The organism is Kitasatospora sp. NPDC002551, assembly GCF_040296005.1.
Lineage (GTDB): Bacteria > Actinomycetota > Actinomycetes > Streptomycetales > Streptomycetaceae > Kitasatospora.
On the sequence record NZ_JBEOWI010000015.1, the window covers coordinates 56437 to 74474 of the forward strand.

The window sequence follows — 18038 nt, forward strand, 5'->3', positions numbered from 1 at the left end:
CCGGAGGGTGCGGTGGTCAGCCGACCTTGGCGCGCAGCCGGGCCGCCTCGTACAGCACGACGCCGGCCGCGACGCCCGCGTTCAGCGACTCGGTCAGCCCCGACATCGGGATCCGCACCCGCAGGTCGCAGGTCTCCGAGACCAGCCGGGACAGGCCCTTGCCCTCGCTGCCCGCGACGATCACCACCGGCCCGGTCAGCGCCTCCAGGTCGCCGATCTCGGCCTCGCCGTCGGCCGCCAGGCCGATCACCATCAGCCCGGCCTTCTGGTACGCCTCCAGGGCGCGGGTCAGGTTGGTGGCCCGGGCGACGGGCAGCCGGGCCGCCGCTCCCGAGGAGGTCTTCCAGGCACCGGCGGTCATGCCGGCCGCCCGGCGCTCCGGGATGACCACGCCGTGCGCGCCGAAGGCGGCGGCGGAACGGACCACGGCGCCCAGGTTGCGGGAGTCGGTGACGCCGTCCAGCGCGACGATCAGCGCGTCGCGGCCGCTGTCCGCGGCCTCGTCCAGCAGGTCCTCGGGGTGCGCGTACTCGTACGGCGGGACCTGCAGCACCAGGCCCTGGTGGTTCATCCCGCCGGTCATCTGGTCCAGCTGCGGGCGCGGGGCCTCCATCAGCGGGATGCCGCGGTCGTTGGCGGCCTGGAAGGCGTCGCGGACCCGGTCGTCGGTGTCGATGAACTGCTGGACGTACAGCGCGTTGGCCGGCACGTCGCCCTGCAGGGCCTCGACCACCGAGTTGCGGCCGAAGACCAGCTCGGCGGAGCCGGCGCCGCCGCGGCCGCCCCGGCCGCCGCCACCGGCCCGGCGCATGCCGGCCCGGGCCTTGGCGTCCCGCTCGCGCTTGAGCGCGGCGTTGGCGGCCCGCTGCTTCGGGTGGCCCTTGCGCTCCTCGCCGGGCGGGGTCGGGCCCTTGCCCTGGAGCGCCTTCCGGCTGTGGCCGCCGGTACCGACACTCGCGCCCTTCTTCGACCCGGGGTTGCGGCGGTTCCTGCGCTGGCTGTTGCCGGCCATGGCTGTACTTCCTGTCTGTCTGTGCGGCATGGCCGGCCGCACCGGCCCGTGCCGGTGGCGCCCGACGGCATGCGCTCCGTCATGCGGGAGGGCCGCACCGGTCCGGTACGGCCCACCTCACCCCTCGGTCGCCCGGGGGTTACTGGCTGTTGATCGTCCAGCGCGGGCCGGACGGGGTGTCCTCGATCGCCAGCCCGGCCAGGCCGAGCTGGTCGCGGATGGCGTCCGCGGTCGCGAAGTCCTTGCGGGCCCGTGCCGCCTGGCGCTGGTCCAGGACGAGGCGGACCAGCGAGTCGACCACGCCGTGCAGGTCCTCGCCGCGCTCCGTCCCGGTCCACTGCGGGTCGAGCGGGTCCAGACCCAGTACTCCGAGCATCGCACGGACCTCGGCCAAGCGCGCCACCGCGCTCTCCTTGTCGTCCGCGGTGAGGGCGCTGTTGCCCTGGCGGACGGCGGTGTGCACGATGGCCAGCGCCTGCGGCACGCCCAGGTCGTCGTCCATCGCCTCGGCGAAGGCCGGCGGCACCTCGGGCGCCGCGTCGACCTTCCCGCAGCGCTCCACGGCGCGCTGGATGAAGCCCTCGATCCGGCCGAAACCGGCCTCGGCCTCGCGCAGCGACTCCTCGCTGTACTCGATCATCGAGCGGTAGTGCGGGGCCGCCAGGTAGTAGCGGAGCACGATCGGCCGCCAGCGCCGGACCATCTCGGAGACCAGCACCGAGTTGCCCAGCGACTTGCTCATCTTCTCGCCGGCCATGGTGACCCAGGCGTTGTGCACCCAGAAGTTGGCGAAGCCGTCGCCGTAGGCCTTGGACTGGGCGATCTCGTTCTCGTGGTGCGGAAAGATCAGGTCGAGCCCGCCGCCGTGGACGTCGAAGGCCGGGCCCAGGTACTTGTGGGCCATCGCCGAGCACTCCAGGTGCCAGCCCGGACGGCCGCGGCCCCACGGGGTCTCCCAGCTCGGCTCGCCCGGCTTGGCGGCCTTCCACATCGCGAAGTCGCGCGGGTCGCGCTTGCCGGTCTCGTTCTCGCCGGAGGGCTGCTGGAGGTTCTCCAGCTTCTGGTTGGAGAGCGCGAGGTAGTCGGGGTACGACTTCACGTCGAAGTAGACGTTGCCGTCGGCCGCGTAGGCGTGGCCCTTCTCGATGAGCCCGCGCATCATCTCGACCATCTCGGGGATGTGCCCGGTCGCGCGCGGTTCGACGGTCGGCGGCAGGCAGCCGAGCGCGTTGTAGCCGTCGTTGAAGGCGCGCTCGTTCTCGTAGGCGATCTGCCACCACGGCGTGCCGAGCTCGCGCTCCTTGGCGATGATCTTGTCGTCGATGTCGGTGACGTTCCGGGCGAAGGTCACCTGGTAGCCGCGGTAGGCGAACCACCGCTGCATCACGTCGAAGTTGAGATAGGAGCGGATGTGCCCGATGTGTGGCGCCGACTGGACGGTAGCGCCGCACAGGTAGATCGAGACACAACCCGGGACAAGCGGGACGAAGTCGCGTACCTGTCGGGTGCTGGTGTCGTACAGTCGAATGCTCACAGCGTCAAGCGTAGTGGGCAGCAGGGGGTGCCCCGCGACATTCCGGAATGTCAAGGCCCCCGACGGAACCTTTTCCGCCGGGTGATGCCCCGGGGCCTCCCCCGCCGCGCCGGTGGCTCAGATCGAGCCGACCACCTTCCGCGGGGTGATCCGGACGACCACCCGCACGTCGTCCGGGCCGTCGTAGCCGTACGACTCCGCGTCCTGGTACTTGCGGGCCAGCTCGTCGATCAGCTCCCGGCCGCCCTCGCGGGTCAGGGTGACCTCGCCGCGCACCTCCAGGTAGGTGTACGGGCTCTCCGGCGGGTTGACCACCAGCGAGACCCGCGGGTCCTTCACCAGGTTGAGGTGCTTGCGGCGCCCCTCGACGGTGGAGAACAGGATGTCCTCGCCGTCGCGCTTCACCCAGACCACGGAGGACTGGGGGCTGCCGTCGGGCTGGATCGTGGAGACCACGGCGAAGCTCTTGGCGTCGAGCAGGGCCTTGGCCTGGTCGGAGAGTTGGGCGCTCATCGGAAACCTCATCTCGTCGGCAGCTGGTACGGCCCGAGGGGGAAGCCCGCGCGGGCCCGACCCGAACACTATCGACTCGGGCCCGCGCAACGCCCGGTGAACACCCGTCAGCCGGGGATTGTTCCCGGCCGCCCTCCGCGGAGGTCAGGGCCGCTCGTACACCAGCGCGGTGGCGATCGCCGCGAGCCCCTCGGCGCGCCCGGTCAGCCCGAGCCCGTCGGTGGTGGTGCCGGAGACCGAGACCGGGGCGCCGACCGCGGCGCCGAGCGCGGCCTGCGCCTCCGCCCGGCGCTTGCCGATCTTCGGCCGGACCCCGATCACCTGGATCGCGACGTTGCCGATCTCGAAGCCCGCCGCGCGCACCAGCCGGGCCGCCTCGCCGAGCAGCGTCACCCCGGACGCCCCGGCCCACTCCGGCCGGTCGGTGCCGAAGTGCGCGCCCAGGTCGCCGATCCCGGCGGCCGAGAACAGCGCGTCGCAGGCGGCGTGGGCGGCCACGTCGGCGTCCGAGTGCCCGGCCAGGCCGGCCTCGGCGCCCGGCCACTCCAGCCCGGCCACCCACAGCGGGCGACCGGCCTCGAAGGCGTGCACGTCGGTGCCGATCCCGATCCGGGGGACGACGGGGGTGTGCGGGTCAGTAGGCATCGGCGGCCCTCCGGCGGGCGAGTACGGCCTCGGCGAGAACGAGGTCCAGCGGACGGGTCACCTTGAACGCCTCCTCGTGCCCGGGCACCACGACCACCCGGCCGCCGAACCGCTCGACCAGGCCCGCGTCGTCGGTGACCGGCGGCAGGCCGGTCCCGTCCGCCGCGCCCTCCTCGGCCAGCGCCTTGGCGTGCACCCCGGCCAGCGTCTCCCGGCGGAAGCCCTGCGGGGTCTGCACCGCGCGCAGGGTGGCCCGGTCGGGCGTGTCGAGCACCGGCTCGGGCCCGCCCGGCACCGGCTCGACCCGCTTGATGGTGTCGGCCAGCGGCACCGCCGGCACCACCGCCTCGGCCCCGGCCCGGACGGCGGAGGCCACCGCGTCCACCACCTCGACCGGGACCAGCGGGCGGGCCGCGTCGTGCACCAGCACGATGCCGACCTCGGCCGGGATGGCGGCCAGGCCCAGCCGGACCGACTCCTGGCGGGTCGCCCCGCCGGCCACCACCCGGATGTCCTTGCCCTCAAGGCCGTGGCTGTCGAGCAGGGCGACCACCTCGGCCACCCCGTCGGCGGGGGCGGCGACCACGACCAGGCCGACCGCGCGGCTGCGGGTCAGCGCCCGGACGGCGTGCACCAGGAGCGGCACGCCGCCCAGTTCACGCAGGGCCTTGGGGGCCCCCGGCCCCAGGCGCTCACCGCGGCCGGCGGCGGGCACCACTGCTGCTGCGACTGCTGCTGTGGCGTTCAGGTTTCACTCCTTCGGCGAAGTGGGTATGGCCATGGCGTGCACGACGGGCGCGGACCCCTTCCGAAGCACCACCGTCTTCCGCCCGCGACATGAGCAGAAACGGTCATGCAGACCCGAGGCCGACCGGGCCGCTCGGGTGCGGGGGCGTCGTCCGGACACGCCTCAGCGCCCGAAGTGCCACTGCACCACCCGCGGACCGTCGGTCCGGTGGGCGGCGCGCCGGCATCGGGCGCTGTGAGCGTTGTGGAGCGGACGGCCGCTACGAGGCGAGCACCTCGTCGAGCAGCGTCTCCGCCTTGTCCTCGTTGGTGTTCTCCGCCAGCGCGAGCTCGCTGACGAGGATCTGGCGCGCCTTGGCGAGCATGCGCTTCTCGCCGGCGGAGAGACCGCGCTCGCGCTCGCGGCGCCACAGGTCGCGCACGACCTCGGCGACCTTGATGACGTCGCCCGAGGCGAGCTTCTCCAGGTTCGCCTTGTAGCGACGGGACCAGTTGGTCGGCTCTTCGGTGTACGGTGCGCGGAGCACCTCGAAGACCCGGTCCAGACCCTCCTGGCCGACCACATCGCGCACGCCGACGAACTCCGCGTTCTCGGCGGGCACGCGGAGCGTCAGGTCTCCCTGCTGCACCTTGAGCACCAGGTAGGTCTTGTCCACACCTTTGATCTGGCGAATTTCGATGGCCTCGATCAGCGCGGCCCCGTGATGGGGGTAGACCACCGTGTCGCCAACCTTGAACGTCATGTGACAGGACCCCTTCCGTGGCTTTCCAGAATAACACGCTTTTCGGCGCACCCGAAGGGCGTTTTCGCAGGTCAGGGCCGGTCTCGGGGCTTGACAAGGACCCCCATGACGTGCTGCGACCGGTGTTCGAGGAGGGCTTCCCGCAGGTCGGAGGCGGTTCCGCCGCTCGCCGAAACCCCTGGCAACACTCCCGAAACCGTGATTTGATCTTGAGCTTTCACCGTTTATCGGGTCGTTTCCGGATCGTGATCCGATCTTGGTCGGCCCTTGACCTGAACACGCGGACGTGCCGCCGTCCGGGCGCCCCGTCCGCACCTGGCGCGCGACACGAAGGGACCACCCCGTGAGGACGGCATAAGCGAGGTCGATAATCTGAGACCTGACCTTCCGACACGTGACTTAGGAGAAGCCGCCGCCGTGAGCCGCAGCCTTCGACGCGGCAGCATCGCCGCCCTCGCCGCCCTGGCCATCGCCTCGTTGTCCTCCTGCGCCGCCGGGAACACCCCGGAGACCCTGCAGATCAAGCCGGACAACGTGTCCGCCACCCTGGGCACCGACGTCCTGCTGAACAACATCGTCGTGGTCACCGGGGACGAGTCCTCCGGCGAGCACACCGGCCCCGCCAACGTGACGGTGAACATCAGCAACACCGGGTCCGAGGTGCTCGAGCTGCAGGCCGTCACCGTCGCCGGTGGTGCCCCCGCCGCCTTCACCGACGCCACGGGCGCCCCGCTGACCAGCATCTCCGTCCCGGCCGGCGGCGCGGTGCTGCTCGGCGGTCCGGGCAACCCGACCGCCAAGGTCGCCTCCACCACCGTGACCGTGGGCGGCTACGTGGCGACCTCCTTCACGTTCAAGAACCACGAGAAGCTGGACGCCCAGGCCCAGGTCAGCCCGAACAAGGACCTGTACAAGGGCTTCGGCCCGACCGCCCCGGCGGCCGCGCCGACCAAGGCCGCCACCCCGGCCGCGGGTGCCACCACTCCGGCCGCGGGCGCCCACGCCCCGGCCGCCGGCACCACCTCCTCGGCCCCGGCGGTCCCGGCCGCCCACTGAGGCCCGGCGCCGTCGCACCGCAGAGACGCGAACGCCCCTCCGGCCGGTGCCGGAGGGGCGTTCGCGTCGGTGGGGCCGGGAGCCCGGGTTTACGGCTCGAACTTGTAGCCGAGGCCGCGCACCGTGACCAGGTAGCGCGGGGCGCCCGGGTCCGGCTCGATCTTCGCCCGCAGCCGCTTGACGTGGACGTCCAGCGTCTTGGTGTCGCCGACGTAGTCGGCGCCCCAGACCCGGTCGATCAGCTGCATCCGGGTGAGCACCCGGCCGGCGTTGCGCAGCAGCATCTCCAGCAGGTCGAACTCCTTGAGCGGCAGGTCGACCTTGGCGCCGTCCACGGTCACCACGTGCCGGTCGACGTCCATCCGGACCGGGCCCGCCTCCAGCGCGCCGGGGCCGCCGCCGTCGCCGGGGCCCTCGTTCTCGCCGCGGCGGCGCAGCACCGCGCGGATCCGGGCGACCAGCTCACGGGTGGAGTAGGGCTTGGTGACGTAGTCGTCCGCGCCTATCTCCAGACCGACCACCTTGTCGATCTCGCTGTCCTTGGCGGTGACCATGATCACCGGCACGTTGGAGCGCACCCGCAGCTGGCGGCAGACCTCGGTGCCGGGCAGCCCCGGCAGCATCAGGTCGAGCAGGACGAGGTCGGCGCCGTTGCGTTCGAACTGCTCCAGCGCGTCCGGGCCGGTGGCGGCGATGGCCACCTCGAAGCCCTCCTTGCGGAGCATGTACGAGAGGGCGTCGCTGAACGACTCCTCGTCCTCGACCACCAGTACTCGGGTCACGATCAGGCCTCCGGGGCAAGCTGGGGGGTTGTTTCTGACAGGGAATGCGCGGACTCCCCCGCACGGGGGCGGTCCACGGGGGCCTGCCCGGCGGGCAGGCGGAGGGTGAAGGTGGAGCCCTGGCCCTCGACGCTCCACACCGACACGGTGCCGCCGTGCGAGGCGGCCACGTGCTTGACGATGGACAGGCCGAGGCCGGTGCCGCCGGTCTGCCGGGAGCGTGCGGGGTCGACCCGGTAGAACCGTTCGAAGACCCGCTCGCGGTCCTTCTCGGAGATGCCGATGCCCTGGTCGGTCACCGAGATCTCGATGAGCTCGCCGTCGGCCTCGCCCAGCGCGGCGGCGCTGGAGATCCGGCGGGTGGCGATCGCGACCCTGGTCCGCGGCGGGCTGTAGTTGACGGCGTTCTCGACGAGGTTGCCGAGCGCGGCGGCGAGCTGGCCGCGGTTGCCGTGCAGGTAGAGGCCGGCGATGCCGCCGGCCGCGATGAGGATCTGCTTGGCGGCGGCCTGCTGGCGGCAGCGGTCGATCGCCTCGGCGATCAGCTCGTCCACCGCGACCGGCTCCGGGTCGACCATCAGCCGGTCGTCCTGGACCCGGGAGAGGTCGATGATCTCCTGGACCAGGCTGGCCAGCCTGGTCGCCTCGATCTGCATCCGGCCCGCGAAGCGCTGCACCGCCTCCGGGTCGTCGGCCGCGTCCGCGACCGCCTCGGAGAGCAGCGAGAGCGCGCCGACCGGGGTCTTGAGCTCGTGGCTGACGTTGGCCACGAAGTCGCGGCGGACGGCCTCCACCCGGCGGCGCTCGGTCTGGTCCTCGACCAGCACCAGGACCAGCCGGGAGCCCAGCGGGGCGACCCGGGCCGAGACCGCGAGCGGTTCGGCGGCGCGCGCCGCGCCCGGGCGGGGCAGCTCCAGATCGAGCTGGCGGATCTCGCCGTCCCGGCGGGTGGAGCGGGCCAGCGCGAGCAGCTGGTCGACGGCGACCGCGCCGCCGCGCACCAGGCCCATCGCGTACGCCGCCGAGCTGGCCTTGACCACGTCGTCGCTCTCGCCGAGGACGATCGCGCAGGAGCGCAGCACGGAGAGAACGGTGTCGACCCCCGGGGGCAGCGGGGGTTCCTGCGCCGGGAGGCCCTGGTGACGGCCCTGGTTCCGGTTGGTTCCGCCGTACCTGCCCCTGGCCTGCTCGCGCTCGCTCCAACGGAAGGCGATCGAGGCCGTGAGGCCGACGCCGAGCCCGGCTATGGCGCAGGCAGCGGCGGCGGCCACGTTCACGTCCATACCGCCAGCCTAAGCGCACGGTGAGGGCGCTCCCCACGGGCTCGATCAAGGGATCGGCCGCACGTTGCCGAGAATTCACCTTCAGGTAGCTGTCGGTTCACCGAACGGGTCGTGCGTGGTCGCCCGGACGGCCCACAGTGGGCGCCGGAGCCCGTGTGGGAGGGGCGGCCCGGCCAAACGGCCGCCCGTCGCCCCGGGTGTGCGCGTACGATGCGCGCCACCAGCAGCGGCCATCCGTACGTCCTACTGACCGTCGTACCGGATGACCGGTCGGCACCGCCACCGACACAGCTACTGAGGAGAGAGCATGCGCGACGCGTACCACGAGGAACTCGACTCGATCGGCGACAGCCTGGTCGAGATGGCCCGGCTCGTCGGTTCGGCCCTCGGGCGGGCCACCACCGCACTCCTCGACGCGGACCTGGCGCTGGCGGAGAGCGTGATCGCCGCCGACGAGAAGATCAACGACCTGCACCACGAGCTGGAGAACCGGGCGATCGACCTGCTCGCCCGTCAGCAGCCGGTCGCCACCGACCTGCGCATCGTCGTCACCTCGCTGCGGATGAGCTCCGACCTGGAGCGCTGCGGCGACCTCGCCCGGCACGTCGCCAAGGTGGCGCGGCTCCGCTACCCGGCGTCGGCCGTCCCCGGCGACCTGCACGCGACCGTCCTGGAGATGGGTCAGCTCGCCCAGCGGCTGGTGGCCAAGGCCGGCCTGGTGATCGCCACCAAGGACGTCGACAAGGCGCTGGAGCTGGAGCAGGACGACGACGCGATCGACGCGCTGCACCGCGAGCTGTTCGCGCACCTCATCGACGAGCGCTGGCACCACGGCATCGAGACCGCGGTGGACGTCACCCTGGTCGGCCGCTACTACGAGCGCTTCGCCGACCACGCGGTCTCGGTGGCCAAGCGCGTGGTGTACCTGGTGACCGGCGAGCACGTGGAGGAGTTCGTCGCGGCGACCGAGGCCGCCGCCGAGGCGGAGTGACCTCCGGGCGGCCCGCCGTCCCCGGGACGGCCCTTCTTCCCGGGGGTGGGTAAACCCCGGGCCGGGGTGGTGGAGGAGCACGGGAAGCCGTACTCCCCACCACTGCGCGCCCGTTGACGCTCCCTCCGGTCGGCGGTTTCACTCGAATCCGTAGGGCACCGTGGTGTGCCCGCCAGAAGGAGGGGTCAGCACGATGAAGGCACACCCGACCGGCCCGGCATCGGCTCCCGAGACCATCGAAACGCCCGCCCCGAAGCTGCTGCCCGTCCTCGCGGCCGGCTGCGGCTGCGGTCCGGGCTGCGGCTGTGGCTGCCAGTCCGGCGCCCCCTGCCAGTGCGGCGGGGTCGACGGCGGCTGCTGCGGCCACTGAGGGGCCGCCGGGGACCACCCGTTCGTCCCTCCCCCGGTGCCACCGTGGAGCTCCGGGGTGCACGGCTGCCGTGGGAGACGGCCGTGCACCCCGGTCTCCTCACCGCCGGGGCGCCGGCGGGGTCAGCGGGGCGGGTCTCAGAACGTGACGTCCGTGCAGGAGTAGAAGGCGTTGCCGGTGTCCGCGACGTCCCAGACCGCGACGACCACCTGGTGGCCGGTCCGGCCGGAGGGCAGGGTCGCGGTGTGGCTGAGTGTGCTGGGCACCTGGGTGCCGTTGTAGGGGACGTTCAGGAACGGGGTCAGCTCCAGGTTGGCCCGGGTGACCTTCTGCGAGGCGCTGTAGCCGGGCTTGGTCAGGTAGTACCGGAAGCCCGAGGTGGCGTGCCGGGCGGTGAACCGCCAGGTGAAGGTCAGCCGCTGGCCCGCGGAGACGGCGGTGGCCGGCCAGGCGCCGCCGCGCGGGTCGTCCAGCTCGGCGAAGCGGCTGTTGCCTCCGGCACAGATGAGGCCGTCGGCCGGTCCCGAGGCCGGGAAGCCCTTCGGCCCCTCGACGCTCTGCGGCTCCCAGCGGATCGCGCCGCAGTTGGTCACCGTGCCCGCGCCGCAGAGCGCGGCCCGGCTGGGCGGGGTGGTGATGTAGCCGTGCGACTGCGCCGGAAGGGCGACCGCGACCGGCACCGCGAGGGCGGCCACGACGGCTCCGACGACATGACGTGTGCGCATGATGCTCCTCCGTGGGGGTGGATGGAGAGTGCGCCGGGCACGGACACGCGTGCGTGGGGGCCGGCATGCCCGCGCCGGGTCGGCGCTCACACCGTAGGAGCCGCCACCGGGGCCGTCAATGGTCTGAACCATTTCTGCGACACGGCGAACTCACCCCATGCACAGGTGAGTTGAACGCGAAGGGCCCCGCCCCCGAACGGGGAGCGGGGCCCTCGACGGCCGGTGCGGGTTACTTCTTGCCCTGGGTTTGGCCTGTCGATTCTTCGGGGCTGACCAAGGGCCCCTGACCTGGGATCGAGCCGTCGGTAGTTGTCATCGTTGGCCACCCTTGATCGGCGCCGAACGGCCCACAGACGGCCCAGCGCATACGCCTCAGCGTCCCGGCCGCTGCCGCCTCATCTCGCCCCTCAGCACGTTGCTGAGCGCGTCATCCGCCAACAGGCAAGCCTTCTCGGCCCCCAGGACGCGATCCCAGAGCGGGTCGGCCCCTTCGACTGGCGGCCGGGAGGGCGTCTGCCCCTCAGGAACTGGTTCGCGTTGCCCCATCCAGTCAAGGATGGCAATAAAGAACGCCTTCTCCCGTTCAAACGTCACTCCGAACGCCTCAACGGCCTGCCTTGAGCCATAGATCTCCAGCTTCGAGAACACCCGAGCCGAGGCTTCAGACAGGTGCTCATGGGCGTTGAACTCGCCAGGCGCTCCCGTCCGAACCATTTCCCGTCGAGATACCGCGAACCCGCGAACTGCTATTAGCACGTCCTCGTAGACGGCCGCCTGCCGCTCCCATAGCCGAAGCTCATGCTCTCGACTCTTCGTAGCCTTCTGTGTCAACACAGCGCTCGCCAACGTTCCCATACCGCCAATGAGCGCCCCCAAGAGGGCCGCAACCGCAGGAGTCAAAGTCACGGGCACATCGTGTCAGCCCAGGCCGTCTCCGTGAGTAGGCAGGCAACAGGCCGAAATCGAATCGTTGGGAACCCGGAGTACGGAAACAAGCGTCCGCATCGCGGATCAACCAGAGAACCCCTGCCAATGAGCCGCCAGGCCGTCGACCGTCTTCTCGAAGAGCGCACCCGACTGCCGGTGGGGCAGGTCCACAGTCCGCACCAGCGCGAAGCCCTGCGCCAGGTAGTACCGGTGCAACCCAGGGTTCGTCTTCCACGCATCGAGCCGAAGGGAGGACTTGCCCGCAGCCGCCGCGCGGGCCGCTGCCCAGCCCAGCATCTGAGCGCCTACGGCCTGGCCAGCCACCGCGCGGGCAATGGCCATCCGGTGCACATACAGTGCCGCCTCCGGTTCGTCGGCAGCCTCCCAGAACTCCGGATCCGCCTGCTCGTCCACGGTCAGTGTTCCAACCGGCTCGCCGTCACGGAAGGCTATGAAGCACTCCCCCCGGCCCATCGAGTCGAGCAGCCGTTCCCGACGCGGCGGGAACTGCCACTGGTCACTCCCGAGCGACGCCAGCCACGCGCCCGCGCCGGTCAGCAGCTCCTCAACCAGGGGAAGTTCGTCCAACGTGGCCGCTCGCATCTCCACCCCGGTCATTCGGCACCGTCCTGCGGCTGCTCCCAGTGCCGCTCATACGAGATGACGTGCCGGTCGCCCGGCAGAACGGTTACCGCAACGCGCACCGGCCGGCCGTTCGCCGTGAAGCCGGTGCAGACGTGGTAGGCGACGGGACTTCCCGGCCCCAGCTCAAGGCGATGCGCTTCGTCGGGAGTCGGCATTCGCACGTACAGCTCGTCGAGCGCCCGCACCTGCCGATAGCCCAGCTCCGCCAGCACCTCGTTGGCGCCGCGCGTAATGTCCTCCGGCCGCATGATCTCGGAGTCCCGGACGATGTCCAGTGGGAAGTAGCTGTCGTTGACGTTGAACGGCTCGCCGTCGAGCCAGCGGATCCGCCGACGCACCGCGGCAAGCTCTCCGGCCTCGAGGTGCAGGCGCTTCGCAATGTCCGGCGCAGGCTCCACGATGGCCACCTCGATGAGCTGGCGCGGCTTTCGCCCGTCCGCCGAGTGCTCCGTGACGAAGGCGTCCATCTCGGCCGAGTAGGGGCGCTTGCGGAACTCGGCCTGCGGCCGGAACACCATGGGCTGGCGCTCCTTCACGAAGTAGCCCCGGGGCCTCATCGGCACGACCAAGCCTTCGTTGACCAGCGCGCCGAGTGCCTGCCGCACGGTTCCACGCCCGACGCCGAACTGCGCGATCAGGTCCGCTTCGGTCGGCAACTGCGCGCCAGCCAGGAGCGTCCCATCCGCGATCTTCTGCCTCAGCGCGTCGGAGATCTGCTGGTACATGGGCGCTCGCCCAGATCGCATCGCTGACATGCAGACCATGAAACAGCAGCTCACGGCGCATTGTCTAGTCAATGCGAACGATGTGCTTGACCACTGGTCGCCGAGCGTGCCAATCTCTTCACCGGCAGCATTGTTCGGACAATGCAGACGATGCCAGGACTTGCCATGGAGCGGCGCTCAAACCGCCAAGTCAGCACGCCGCTCCATGCCCCAGTGAAGGGAGTTCCATCATGCACGCTTCGCTCGCCACCCAGCCACTGACCGTCGGCCCCGTCCGCTCCCAGGTGAGCGTCTTCGGCGACCCGGACGACGGCGAGAGCGCCCCGCGCGTGGCGGTGCAGATGACCCTGCACCTGTCGTTCGCGGAGATCCTCGGCCGTCTGCTGTTCACCCCCGGCTCGACGCTGATGCGGGAGGACCTGGAGTCCGGCAACGAGTCCAAGATCATGGAGTGCCTGTGGTTCACCATGGCGCAGACCGGCCTGGACGTGGCTGAGGATTTCGCCGACATGGCCATGGACGTGTACACCGGCCGCCGCTCGTCCAACCTTCACGCGTTCGCGGTGAGCCTCGGCACGGTCATCACCCACATCTTCGGCGTCGCCGCCCCGGAGGCTGCGCGCGTCGGGTGAGCACCCCGCCACCGGCGAGCGCTCACCAGGCGCTCACCGGCCCGGCCGGGTACGGCGTACCCGGTGTACCCGGAGGCGTACCCGACCGGTCCGTCCGGCGGGTACACCGCCCGCTGGCCGACGCGGAGTTCACCACCGTTCACCGCCGTTCACCAGCGCGAAGTACGTACCCGGGTACGCGAGTACGCCCCGGATACGCGTACCCGACCGGTGCGGTGAACAGCCGACCGTTCACCCGACTCCCCGGCAGCCGTTCCCGGCGTTCCCTCCGACCGTTCCCGCGTTCCCGGAAGCACTTCCCGCCCTTTACGGAACTGCATCGGTCGCCCACTGACCAGCGGCAACGAGCCGACCGACAGCCGACCCGCTCACCGGTGAACACCCCGACTTCCCGCCCGCCTCCCGACCCATGAGCGGCGCGGACTCCTGCTTCCCGAAACCGGCGCCCACGTGGGCGGCGAACGCGTCGTCGTGAGCGCCCGTGAGCGTCGGTGAGCATCCAGCCAGACCCCATTCCCGCCCCACCGACCGACCGAGGAGACCCGCATGAACACCCCGTCGCCGACCACCGACCCGACCCCCCTCGCGAACCCGGACCCGACGGACTACCTGACGGTGCCCCAGGTCGCGTTCGCCCTGAGGCTGTCGCAGGAGACCGTGTGGCGCATGGCCCGCAGTGGGCGACTGGCCACCTACCGGGTCGGCAACGGCCGGGGCCAGGTCCGCGTCCCCCGCGACGCCTTCCGCGCCTACCTGGACGCCACCGGACTGCCCGCCGGCCTGTCCGCCGTCGCCGCCGCAGCTCCGTCCAGCAGCCGGGAGCGGTCCCCCTGGACCACGCCCCGCAGCTGACCGCCCCACCGCCCGCCCGGAAGCGGCCGCCGGGTGCCCAGCGAACTGGACGCCCGGCGCGGCCGGACAAGCAAGAAGAGCACCGGGCTCCCCGCAGACGGGTGCTCCTCTTGCTGTTCGGCGAAGCCGCCGAAGGTCGTGCCGCGCAGCGGCTCCTCATTACGCCCTGAGGCACGCGCCAGTACCAGAACAGCCCCTTCTTCTTTTCCTAAGAAGGGAAGCTCTGCGTCACCGCGTCACCCCGGGCCCAAAGACGGCCTCTGACCTGCGACAACAAGGGTGACGCAGACGGCCGTTCCTGCGTCACCTCTGCGTCACCGCGTCACCCGCCAACGCGGTCTGCGTCACCCCCGGCATCGCGTCGCACGACCCGCCCCCACCTACAACAGCGCCCTCCTCTTTTCCTAAGTAGGAGAACGCTGCGACATGTACGTCATGCGAGCCGGAAAACAGCACCTGACCTGCACCAACGACCATGACGCAGACGGCAACCACTGCGTCATCCTGCGACATGTGCGACATGCCATGACGCAGCCCATGACGCACCGATGACGCAGAGCCCGGCCACTGCGTCATCCAAAACCCCAGGTCACAGGCCCGCATGACGCTGATGTCGCAATGACGCAGAAATCCGCACCTCGGACAACCCACGCCAACGGGAGCCGTCGCACGTCATGGGCGTGGACGCAGCCCGCGTCACCCGGTGACGCAGGGGCCGATCCCCGAATTCGCTGCGTCACCGCAAAACAGCAGGTCAGAGGCCCTGCGTGACGCTGGTGTCGCGGTGACGCAGAAATCCGCGCCTAGGACAGCACAGCCGCCGCTCGAAGCCCTGCCCCTCCCCGCCGCGCACCGGCCGGGCCCCGGAACCGCTACCGGGCCTAGCGTCCACCCTCGCTAGACCTAGCAAGCCCGCTAGCGAGCAAAGCCGCCCCTGACCAGCCGCCTAGCGTCTAGCGCCCCCGTCGGCCGAACCCCCGGAAACGCCCGCAGCCCGGCCCGGCACCCCGCTCCCGGTCGCTAGGCACCAGGCACCGCGCTCGGCCCCGCTCCGGCCGCCGCCAGCCGCTCTGACACCCCCTGACGCCTGACACCCGCTGACACCCGAACCCCTAGGCAGACGCGGTGTCAGACCACCGCTGACGGCACCTGACACCGCCCCCTGACACCCGGCCTGACACCCGCCGCAACCGCCCCGAGGAGAGGCCCGTGACCAACCGCAGCACCCCCGCCGCCGCCCCACCCGCCGTGACCGCCCTCCCCGCCCGCTTCCTCACCCCCGAGGACGTCGCCTCCCTCTTCGCTGTCCCGCTCGAAACGCTCTACCAGTGGCGCCGCAAGCGCACCGGCCCGCCCGCCTTCCGCGTCGGCCGCCACCTCCGCTACCACCCCGACGCCGTCGCCCAATGGGTCACCGAACAGACCCGCGACGCCGCCTGAACCACCAGGGACCCGCCAGGGAGGCAGGGAGAACTCCCTCCCCGCCTCCCTGACCACCACATAGCCCCTGATCAGCAGCGACACCGCCACAGGGAGGCAGGGAGGCGCCCACGCGCCCTCCCGAACACCCCGGATCCACCGCCCAACACCGCCCCGGGTGCCTCCCTCCCTGCCCGCCCACACCCACCCTTCGAACCCGAGGAGCGGCCCATGGCCGGCCACATCCAAGACCGCTGGTACAAGACCGAGACCGGCCCCGACGGCAAGCCCCACCGCGTCCGCACCGACCGCTACGGCACCGGCAAGCGGTACCGCGCCCGCTACGTCGCGCCCGACGGCACCGAGAAGAGCAAGAGCTTCCCCGACCGCCAGAAGCGGCTGGCAGAGGACTGGCTGGCCCGGATCGAAGCCGACATGTCGCGCGGGCAGTACCTCGACCCGGCAGCGGCGAAGACCACGTTCCAGGAGTTCGCCGAACACTGGCTGCAGAGCCAGACCAGCGACCCCAACACGCAGGCGTCGATGCGCTCGCAGCTCCGGCTGCACGCCTTCCCGCGGATCGGCGCCCGGCCGCTCGGGTCGTTCCAGCCGGGCCACATCCGGGAGTTCGTGGCGCAGTTGGAGACGTCGGGCATCTCCGGCTCGTACGCCCGCGTCATCTTCTCCAACGTCCGTGCCGTGCTGAGCGCGGCCGTGGACGACGGTCACCTGCCCAGGAACCCGTGCGCGGCGCAGACGGTCAAGCCGCCGGTCGTCGGGTCGAAGCGGGTCGTCCCGTGGCAGCCGGACCGGGTGTTCGCCGTTCGGGCCGCGATGGCCGAGCGGTACCGGGCGACGGTCGACGTGGGCGCCGGCTGCGGGCTGCGGCAGGGCGAGATCCTCGGCCTGGCCGTGGACGCGCTCGACTTCGACGCGGGCACGGTGCACGTCACCCAGCAGCTGAAGCTCAGCCTCAGCAAGCCGGTGTTCGCCCCGCCGAAGGGCGGGACGCTGCGGAGCGTGCCGCTCCCCGGGCCGGTGGCGGACGTGCTCCGGGCCCACATCGAGCGCTTCCCGCCGGTGGAGATCACCCTGCCGTGGATGAAGACCGGAGGGCCGCCAGTCACCAAGCAGCTGATCTTCACCAGCCTGTCGGACTCGATCGTCTGGCGCGGCATGCTCAACGAGGACTACTGGAAGCCCGCGCTGGCCTCCGCCGGGGTGATCCCGCCCCGGGTCAAGGGGGAGTCCCACGCCGCCGCTCGGGAGCACGGCATGCACGCGCTGCGGCACTTCTACGCCTCGGTGCTGCTGGACGCCGGGGAGAGCATCAAGGTCGTCAGCGAGTACCTGGGGCACGCCGATCCGGGGCTGACGCTGCGGGTGTACGCGCACCTGCTGCCGGACAGTCGGGACCGGGCCCGGAAGGCGATCGAAGGCGTCTTCGGGATTCAAGATCACGAAGGCTGACGGCCCACAGACGGCCCGGGAATGACAACGGCCCCTCACCCGGCGCCGAACGCGCAGGTGGGGGGCCGTTTCGGCAAGTGGCTTACTTCTTGCCCTGGTTCCTGACCGCCTCGATCGCGGCGGCGGCGGCCTCCGGGTCGAGGTAGCGGCCGCCCGGGACGGTCGGCTTGAAGTCGGCGTCCAGCTCGTAGACCAGCGGGATGCCGGTCGGGATGTTGAGGCCGGCGATCTCGGCGTCGGAGATGCCGTCGAGGTGCTTGACCAGCGCGCGCAGGCTGTTGCCGTGGGCGGTCACCAGGACGGTCCGGCCGGCGGCGAGGTCCGGGACGATGGCGTCGTACCAGTACGGGAGCATCCGCTCGACGACGTCCTTGAGGCACTCGGTGCGCGGACGCAGCTCGCTCGGGATCCCGGCGTAGCGGGCGTCACCGGCCTGCGAGTACTCGGAGTCGTCGGCCAGCACCGGCGGCGGGGTGTCGTAGGAGCGGCGCCAGAGCTGGAACTGCTCCTCGCCGAACTCGGCCAGGGTCTGGGCCTTGTCCTTGCCCTGGAGCGCGCCGTAGTGCCGCTCGTTCAGGCGCCAGCTGCGGCTGACCGGGATCCAGTGGCGGTCGGCCTTGTCCAGGGCGATCTGCGAGGTGCGGATGGCCCGGCGCAGCAGCGAGGTGTGCAGCACGTCCGGGAGGAAGCCCTCGGCGGCGAGCAGCTCGCCACCGCGCGCGGCCTCCTTCTCGCCCTTCTCGTTGAGGTCGACGTCGACCCAACCGGTGAACAGGTTCTTCTGGTTCCACTCGCTCTCACCGTGGCGGAGCAGGATGAGTCGGTACGTCGTGTCAGCCATGGCCCCCAGCTTAGTGGAGCCCGGAAAACCCCTGGTCGGGGCCTCGCCCGGCAGGTAAGGTGTGCTCCGCGCCAGAGACTCTTACCCTCCTGCTGAGCGGTCCTGCCCGTACGGCTCAGCGGACAT

General features: G+C 71.4%; 20 protein-coding genes. 7 read left to right on the top strand and 13 right to left on the bottom strand.

Annotated elements, in window-relative coordinates; genetic code table 11:
- Positions 1 to 16: 16 nt before the first annotated feature.
- The 6 genes from rlmB to ABT093_RS15845 form a co-directional block, all read right to left on the bottom strand.
- Complete coding sequence (rlmB, locus tag ABT093_RS15820; protein WP_350564515.1) at positions 17 to 1012, bottom strand: 23S rRNA (guanosine(2251)-2'-O)-methyltransferase RlmB; 996 nt, start codon at positions 1010 to 1012, stop codon at positions 17 to 19.
- Between the two features lie 139 nt (positions 1013 to 1151).
- Entirely contained in the window at positions 1152 to 2546 is a 1395-nt protein-coding gene (gene cysS / locus ABT093_RS15825) for a cysteine--tRNA ligase (RefSeq protein ID WP_350564517.1), read from the bottom strand.
- A 117-nt stretch (positions 2547 to 2663) separates the two neighbouring features.
- Positions 2664 to 3059 (bottom strand): PPOX class F420-dependent oxidoreductase, encoded by a 396-nt coding sequence (locus ABT093_RS15830; RefSeq protein WP_350564519.1) that lies wholly within the window; start codon positions 3057 to 3059, stop codon positions 2664 to 2666.
- A gap of 144 nt (positions 3060 to 3203) precedes the next feature.
- Complete coding sequence (ispF, locus tag ABT093_RS15835) at positions 3204 to 3704, bottom strand: 2-C-methyl-D-erythritol 2,4-cyclodiphosphate synthase (RefSeq protein ID WP_350564520.1); 501 nt, start codon at positions 3702 to 3704, stop codon at positions 3204 to 3206.
- Positions 3694 to 4452, bottom strand: a complete 759-nt coding sequence (gene ispD / locus ABT093_RS15840; RefSeq protein ID WP_350564657.1) for a 2-C-methyl-D-erythritol 4-phosphate cytidylyltransferase — start codon at positions 4450 to 4452, stop codon at positions 3694 to 3696. The genes ispF and ispD overlap by 11 nt, the downstream gene beginning before the upstream one ends.
- A 259-nt stretch (positions 4453 to 4711) precedes the next feature.
- Complete coding sequence (locus tag ABT093_RS15845; RefSeq protein WP_030244332.1) at positions 4712 to 5194, bottom strand: CarD family transcriptional regulator; 483 nt, start codon at positions 5192 to 5194, stop codon at positions 4712 to 4714.
- Between the two features lie 417 nt (positions 5195 to 5611).
- Here ABT093_RS15845 and ABT093_RS15850 point away from each other — a divergent pair, with 417 nt between their 5' ends.
- Positions 5612 to 6250, top strand: coding sequence for a DUF461 domain-containing protein (locus tag ABT093_RS15850; RefSeq protein ID WP_350564522.1), 639 nt, complete (start codon positions 5612 to 5614; stop codon positions 6248 to 6250).
- Between the two features lie 89 nt (positions 6251 to 6339).
- Here the strand turns inward: ABT093_RS15850 and phoP are convergent, their stop codons facing one another.
- Positions 6340 to 7032 carry a two-component system response regulator PhoP gene (gene phoP / locus ABT093_RS15855; protein ID WP_030305055.1) on the bottom strand — a complete coding sequence of 231 codons (693 nt, stop codon included), beginning with the start codon at positions 7030 to 7032 and terminating at the stop codon, positions 6340 to 6342.
- 2 nt (positions 7033 to 7034) lie between these two features.
- Positions 7035 to 8315, bottom strand: a complete 1281-nt coding sequence (gene phoR / locus ABT093_RS15860) for a two-component system sensor histidine kinase PhoR (protein WP_350564525.1) — start codon at positions 8313 to 8315, stop codon at positions 7035 to 7037.
- A 307-nt stretch (positions 8316 to 8622) separates the two neighbouring features.
- On the opposite strand from phoR, the gene phoU reads away from it, so the two are divergent.
- Positions 8623 to 9306: a phosphate signaling complex protein PhoU gene (gene phoU / locus ABT093_RS15865; RefSeq protein ID WP_350564527.1), complete on the top strand. Its 684-nt coding sequence runs from the start codon at positions 8623 to 8625 to the stop codon at positions 9304 to 9306.
- A 193-nt stretch (positions 9307 to 9499) separates the two neighbouring features.
- Entirely contained in the window at positions 9500 to 9676 is a 177-nt protein-coding gene (locus tag ABT093_RS15870; protein ID WP_350564528.1) for a hypothetical protein, read from the top strand.
- Between the two features lie 137 nt (positions 9677 to 9813).
- On the opposite strand, the gene ABT093_RS15875 is transcribed toward ABT093_RS15870, so the two are convergent.
- The 4 genes from ABT093_RS15875 to ABT093_RS15890 form a co-directional block, all read right to left on the bottom strand.
- A complete protein-coding gene (locus tag ABT093_RS15875; RefSeq protein ID WP_350564530.1) occupies positions 9814 to 10401 on the bottom strand; it encodes a lytic polysaccharide monooxygenase in 588 nt (195 codons plus the stop codon).
- 372 nt (positions 10402 to 10773) lie between these two features.
- Entirely contained in the window at positions 10774 to 11307 is a 534-nt protein-coding gene (locus tag ABT093_RS15880; protein ID WP_350564532.1) for a hypothetical protein, read from the bottom strand.
- A gap of 105 nt (positions 11308 to 11412) precedes the next feature.
- Entirely contained in the window at positions 11413 to 11946 is a 534-nt protein-coding gene (locus ABT093_RS15885; protein WP_350564534.1) for a GNAT family N-acetyltransferase, read from the bottom strand.
- Complete coding sequence (locus ABT093_RS15890) at positions 11943 to 12698, bottom strand: GntR family transcriptional regulator (protein ID WP_350564536.1); 756 nt, start codon at positions 12696 to 12698, stop codon at positions 11943 to 11945. The genes ABT093_RS15885 and ABT093_RS15890 overlap by 4 nt, the downstream gene beginning before the upstream one ends.
- A 230-nt stretch (positions 12699 to 12928) precedes the next feature.
- On the opposite strand from ABT093_RS15890, the gene ABT093_RS15895 reads away from it, so the two are divergent.
- From ABT093_RS15895 to ABT093_RS15910, 4 genes are all read left to right on the top strand, one after another.
- Positions 12929 to 13330 carry a hypothetical protein gene (locus ABT093_RS15895; RefSeq protein WP_350564538.1) on the top strand — a complete coding sequence of 134 codons (402 nt, stop codon included), beginning with the start codon at positions 12929 to 12931 and terminating at the stop codon, positions 13328 to 13330.
- A 546-nt stretch (positions 13331 to 13876) separates the two neighbouring features.
- Positions 13877 to 14182 carry a helix-turn-helix domain-containing protein gene (locus ABT093_RS15900; protein ID WP_350564540.1) on the top strand — a complete coding sequence of 102 codons (306 nt, stop codon included), beginning with the start codon at positions 13877 to 13879 and terminating at the stop codon, positions 14180 to 14182.
- 1209 nt (positions 14183 to 15391) lie between these two features.
- Positions 15392 to 15622, top strand: coding sequence for a helix-turn-helix domain-containing protein (locus ABT093_RS15905; RefSeq protein ID WP_350564541.1), 231 nt, complete (start codon positions 15392 to 15394; stop codon positions 15620 to 15622).
- Positions 15623 to 15832: 210 nt separating this feature from the next.
- A complete protein-coding gene (locus ABT093_RS15910) occupies positions 15833 to 17071 on the top strand; it encodes a tyrosine-type recombinase/integrase (protein WP_350564543.1) in 1239 nt (412 codons plus the stop codon).
- An 82-nt stretch (positions 17072 to 17153) separates the two neighbouring features.
- Here ABT093_RS15910 and ABT093_RS15915 read toward each other — a convergent pair whose 3' ends face one another.
- Positions 17154 to 17912, bottom strand: a complete 759-nt coding sequence (locus ABT093_RS15915; protein WP_350564545.1) for a phosphoglyceromutase — start codon at positions 17910 to 17912, stop codon at positions 17154 to 17156.
- Between the last annotated feature and the right edge of the window lie 126 nt (positions 17913 to 18038).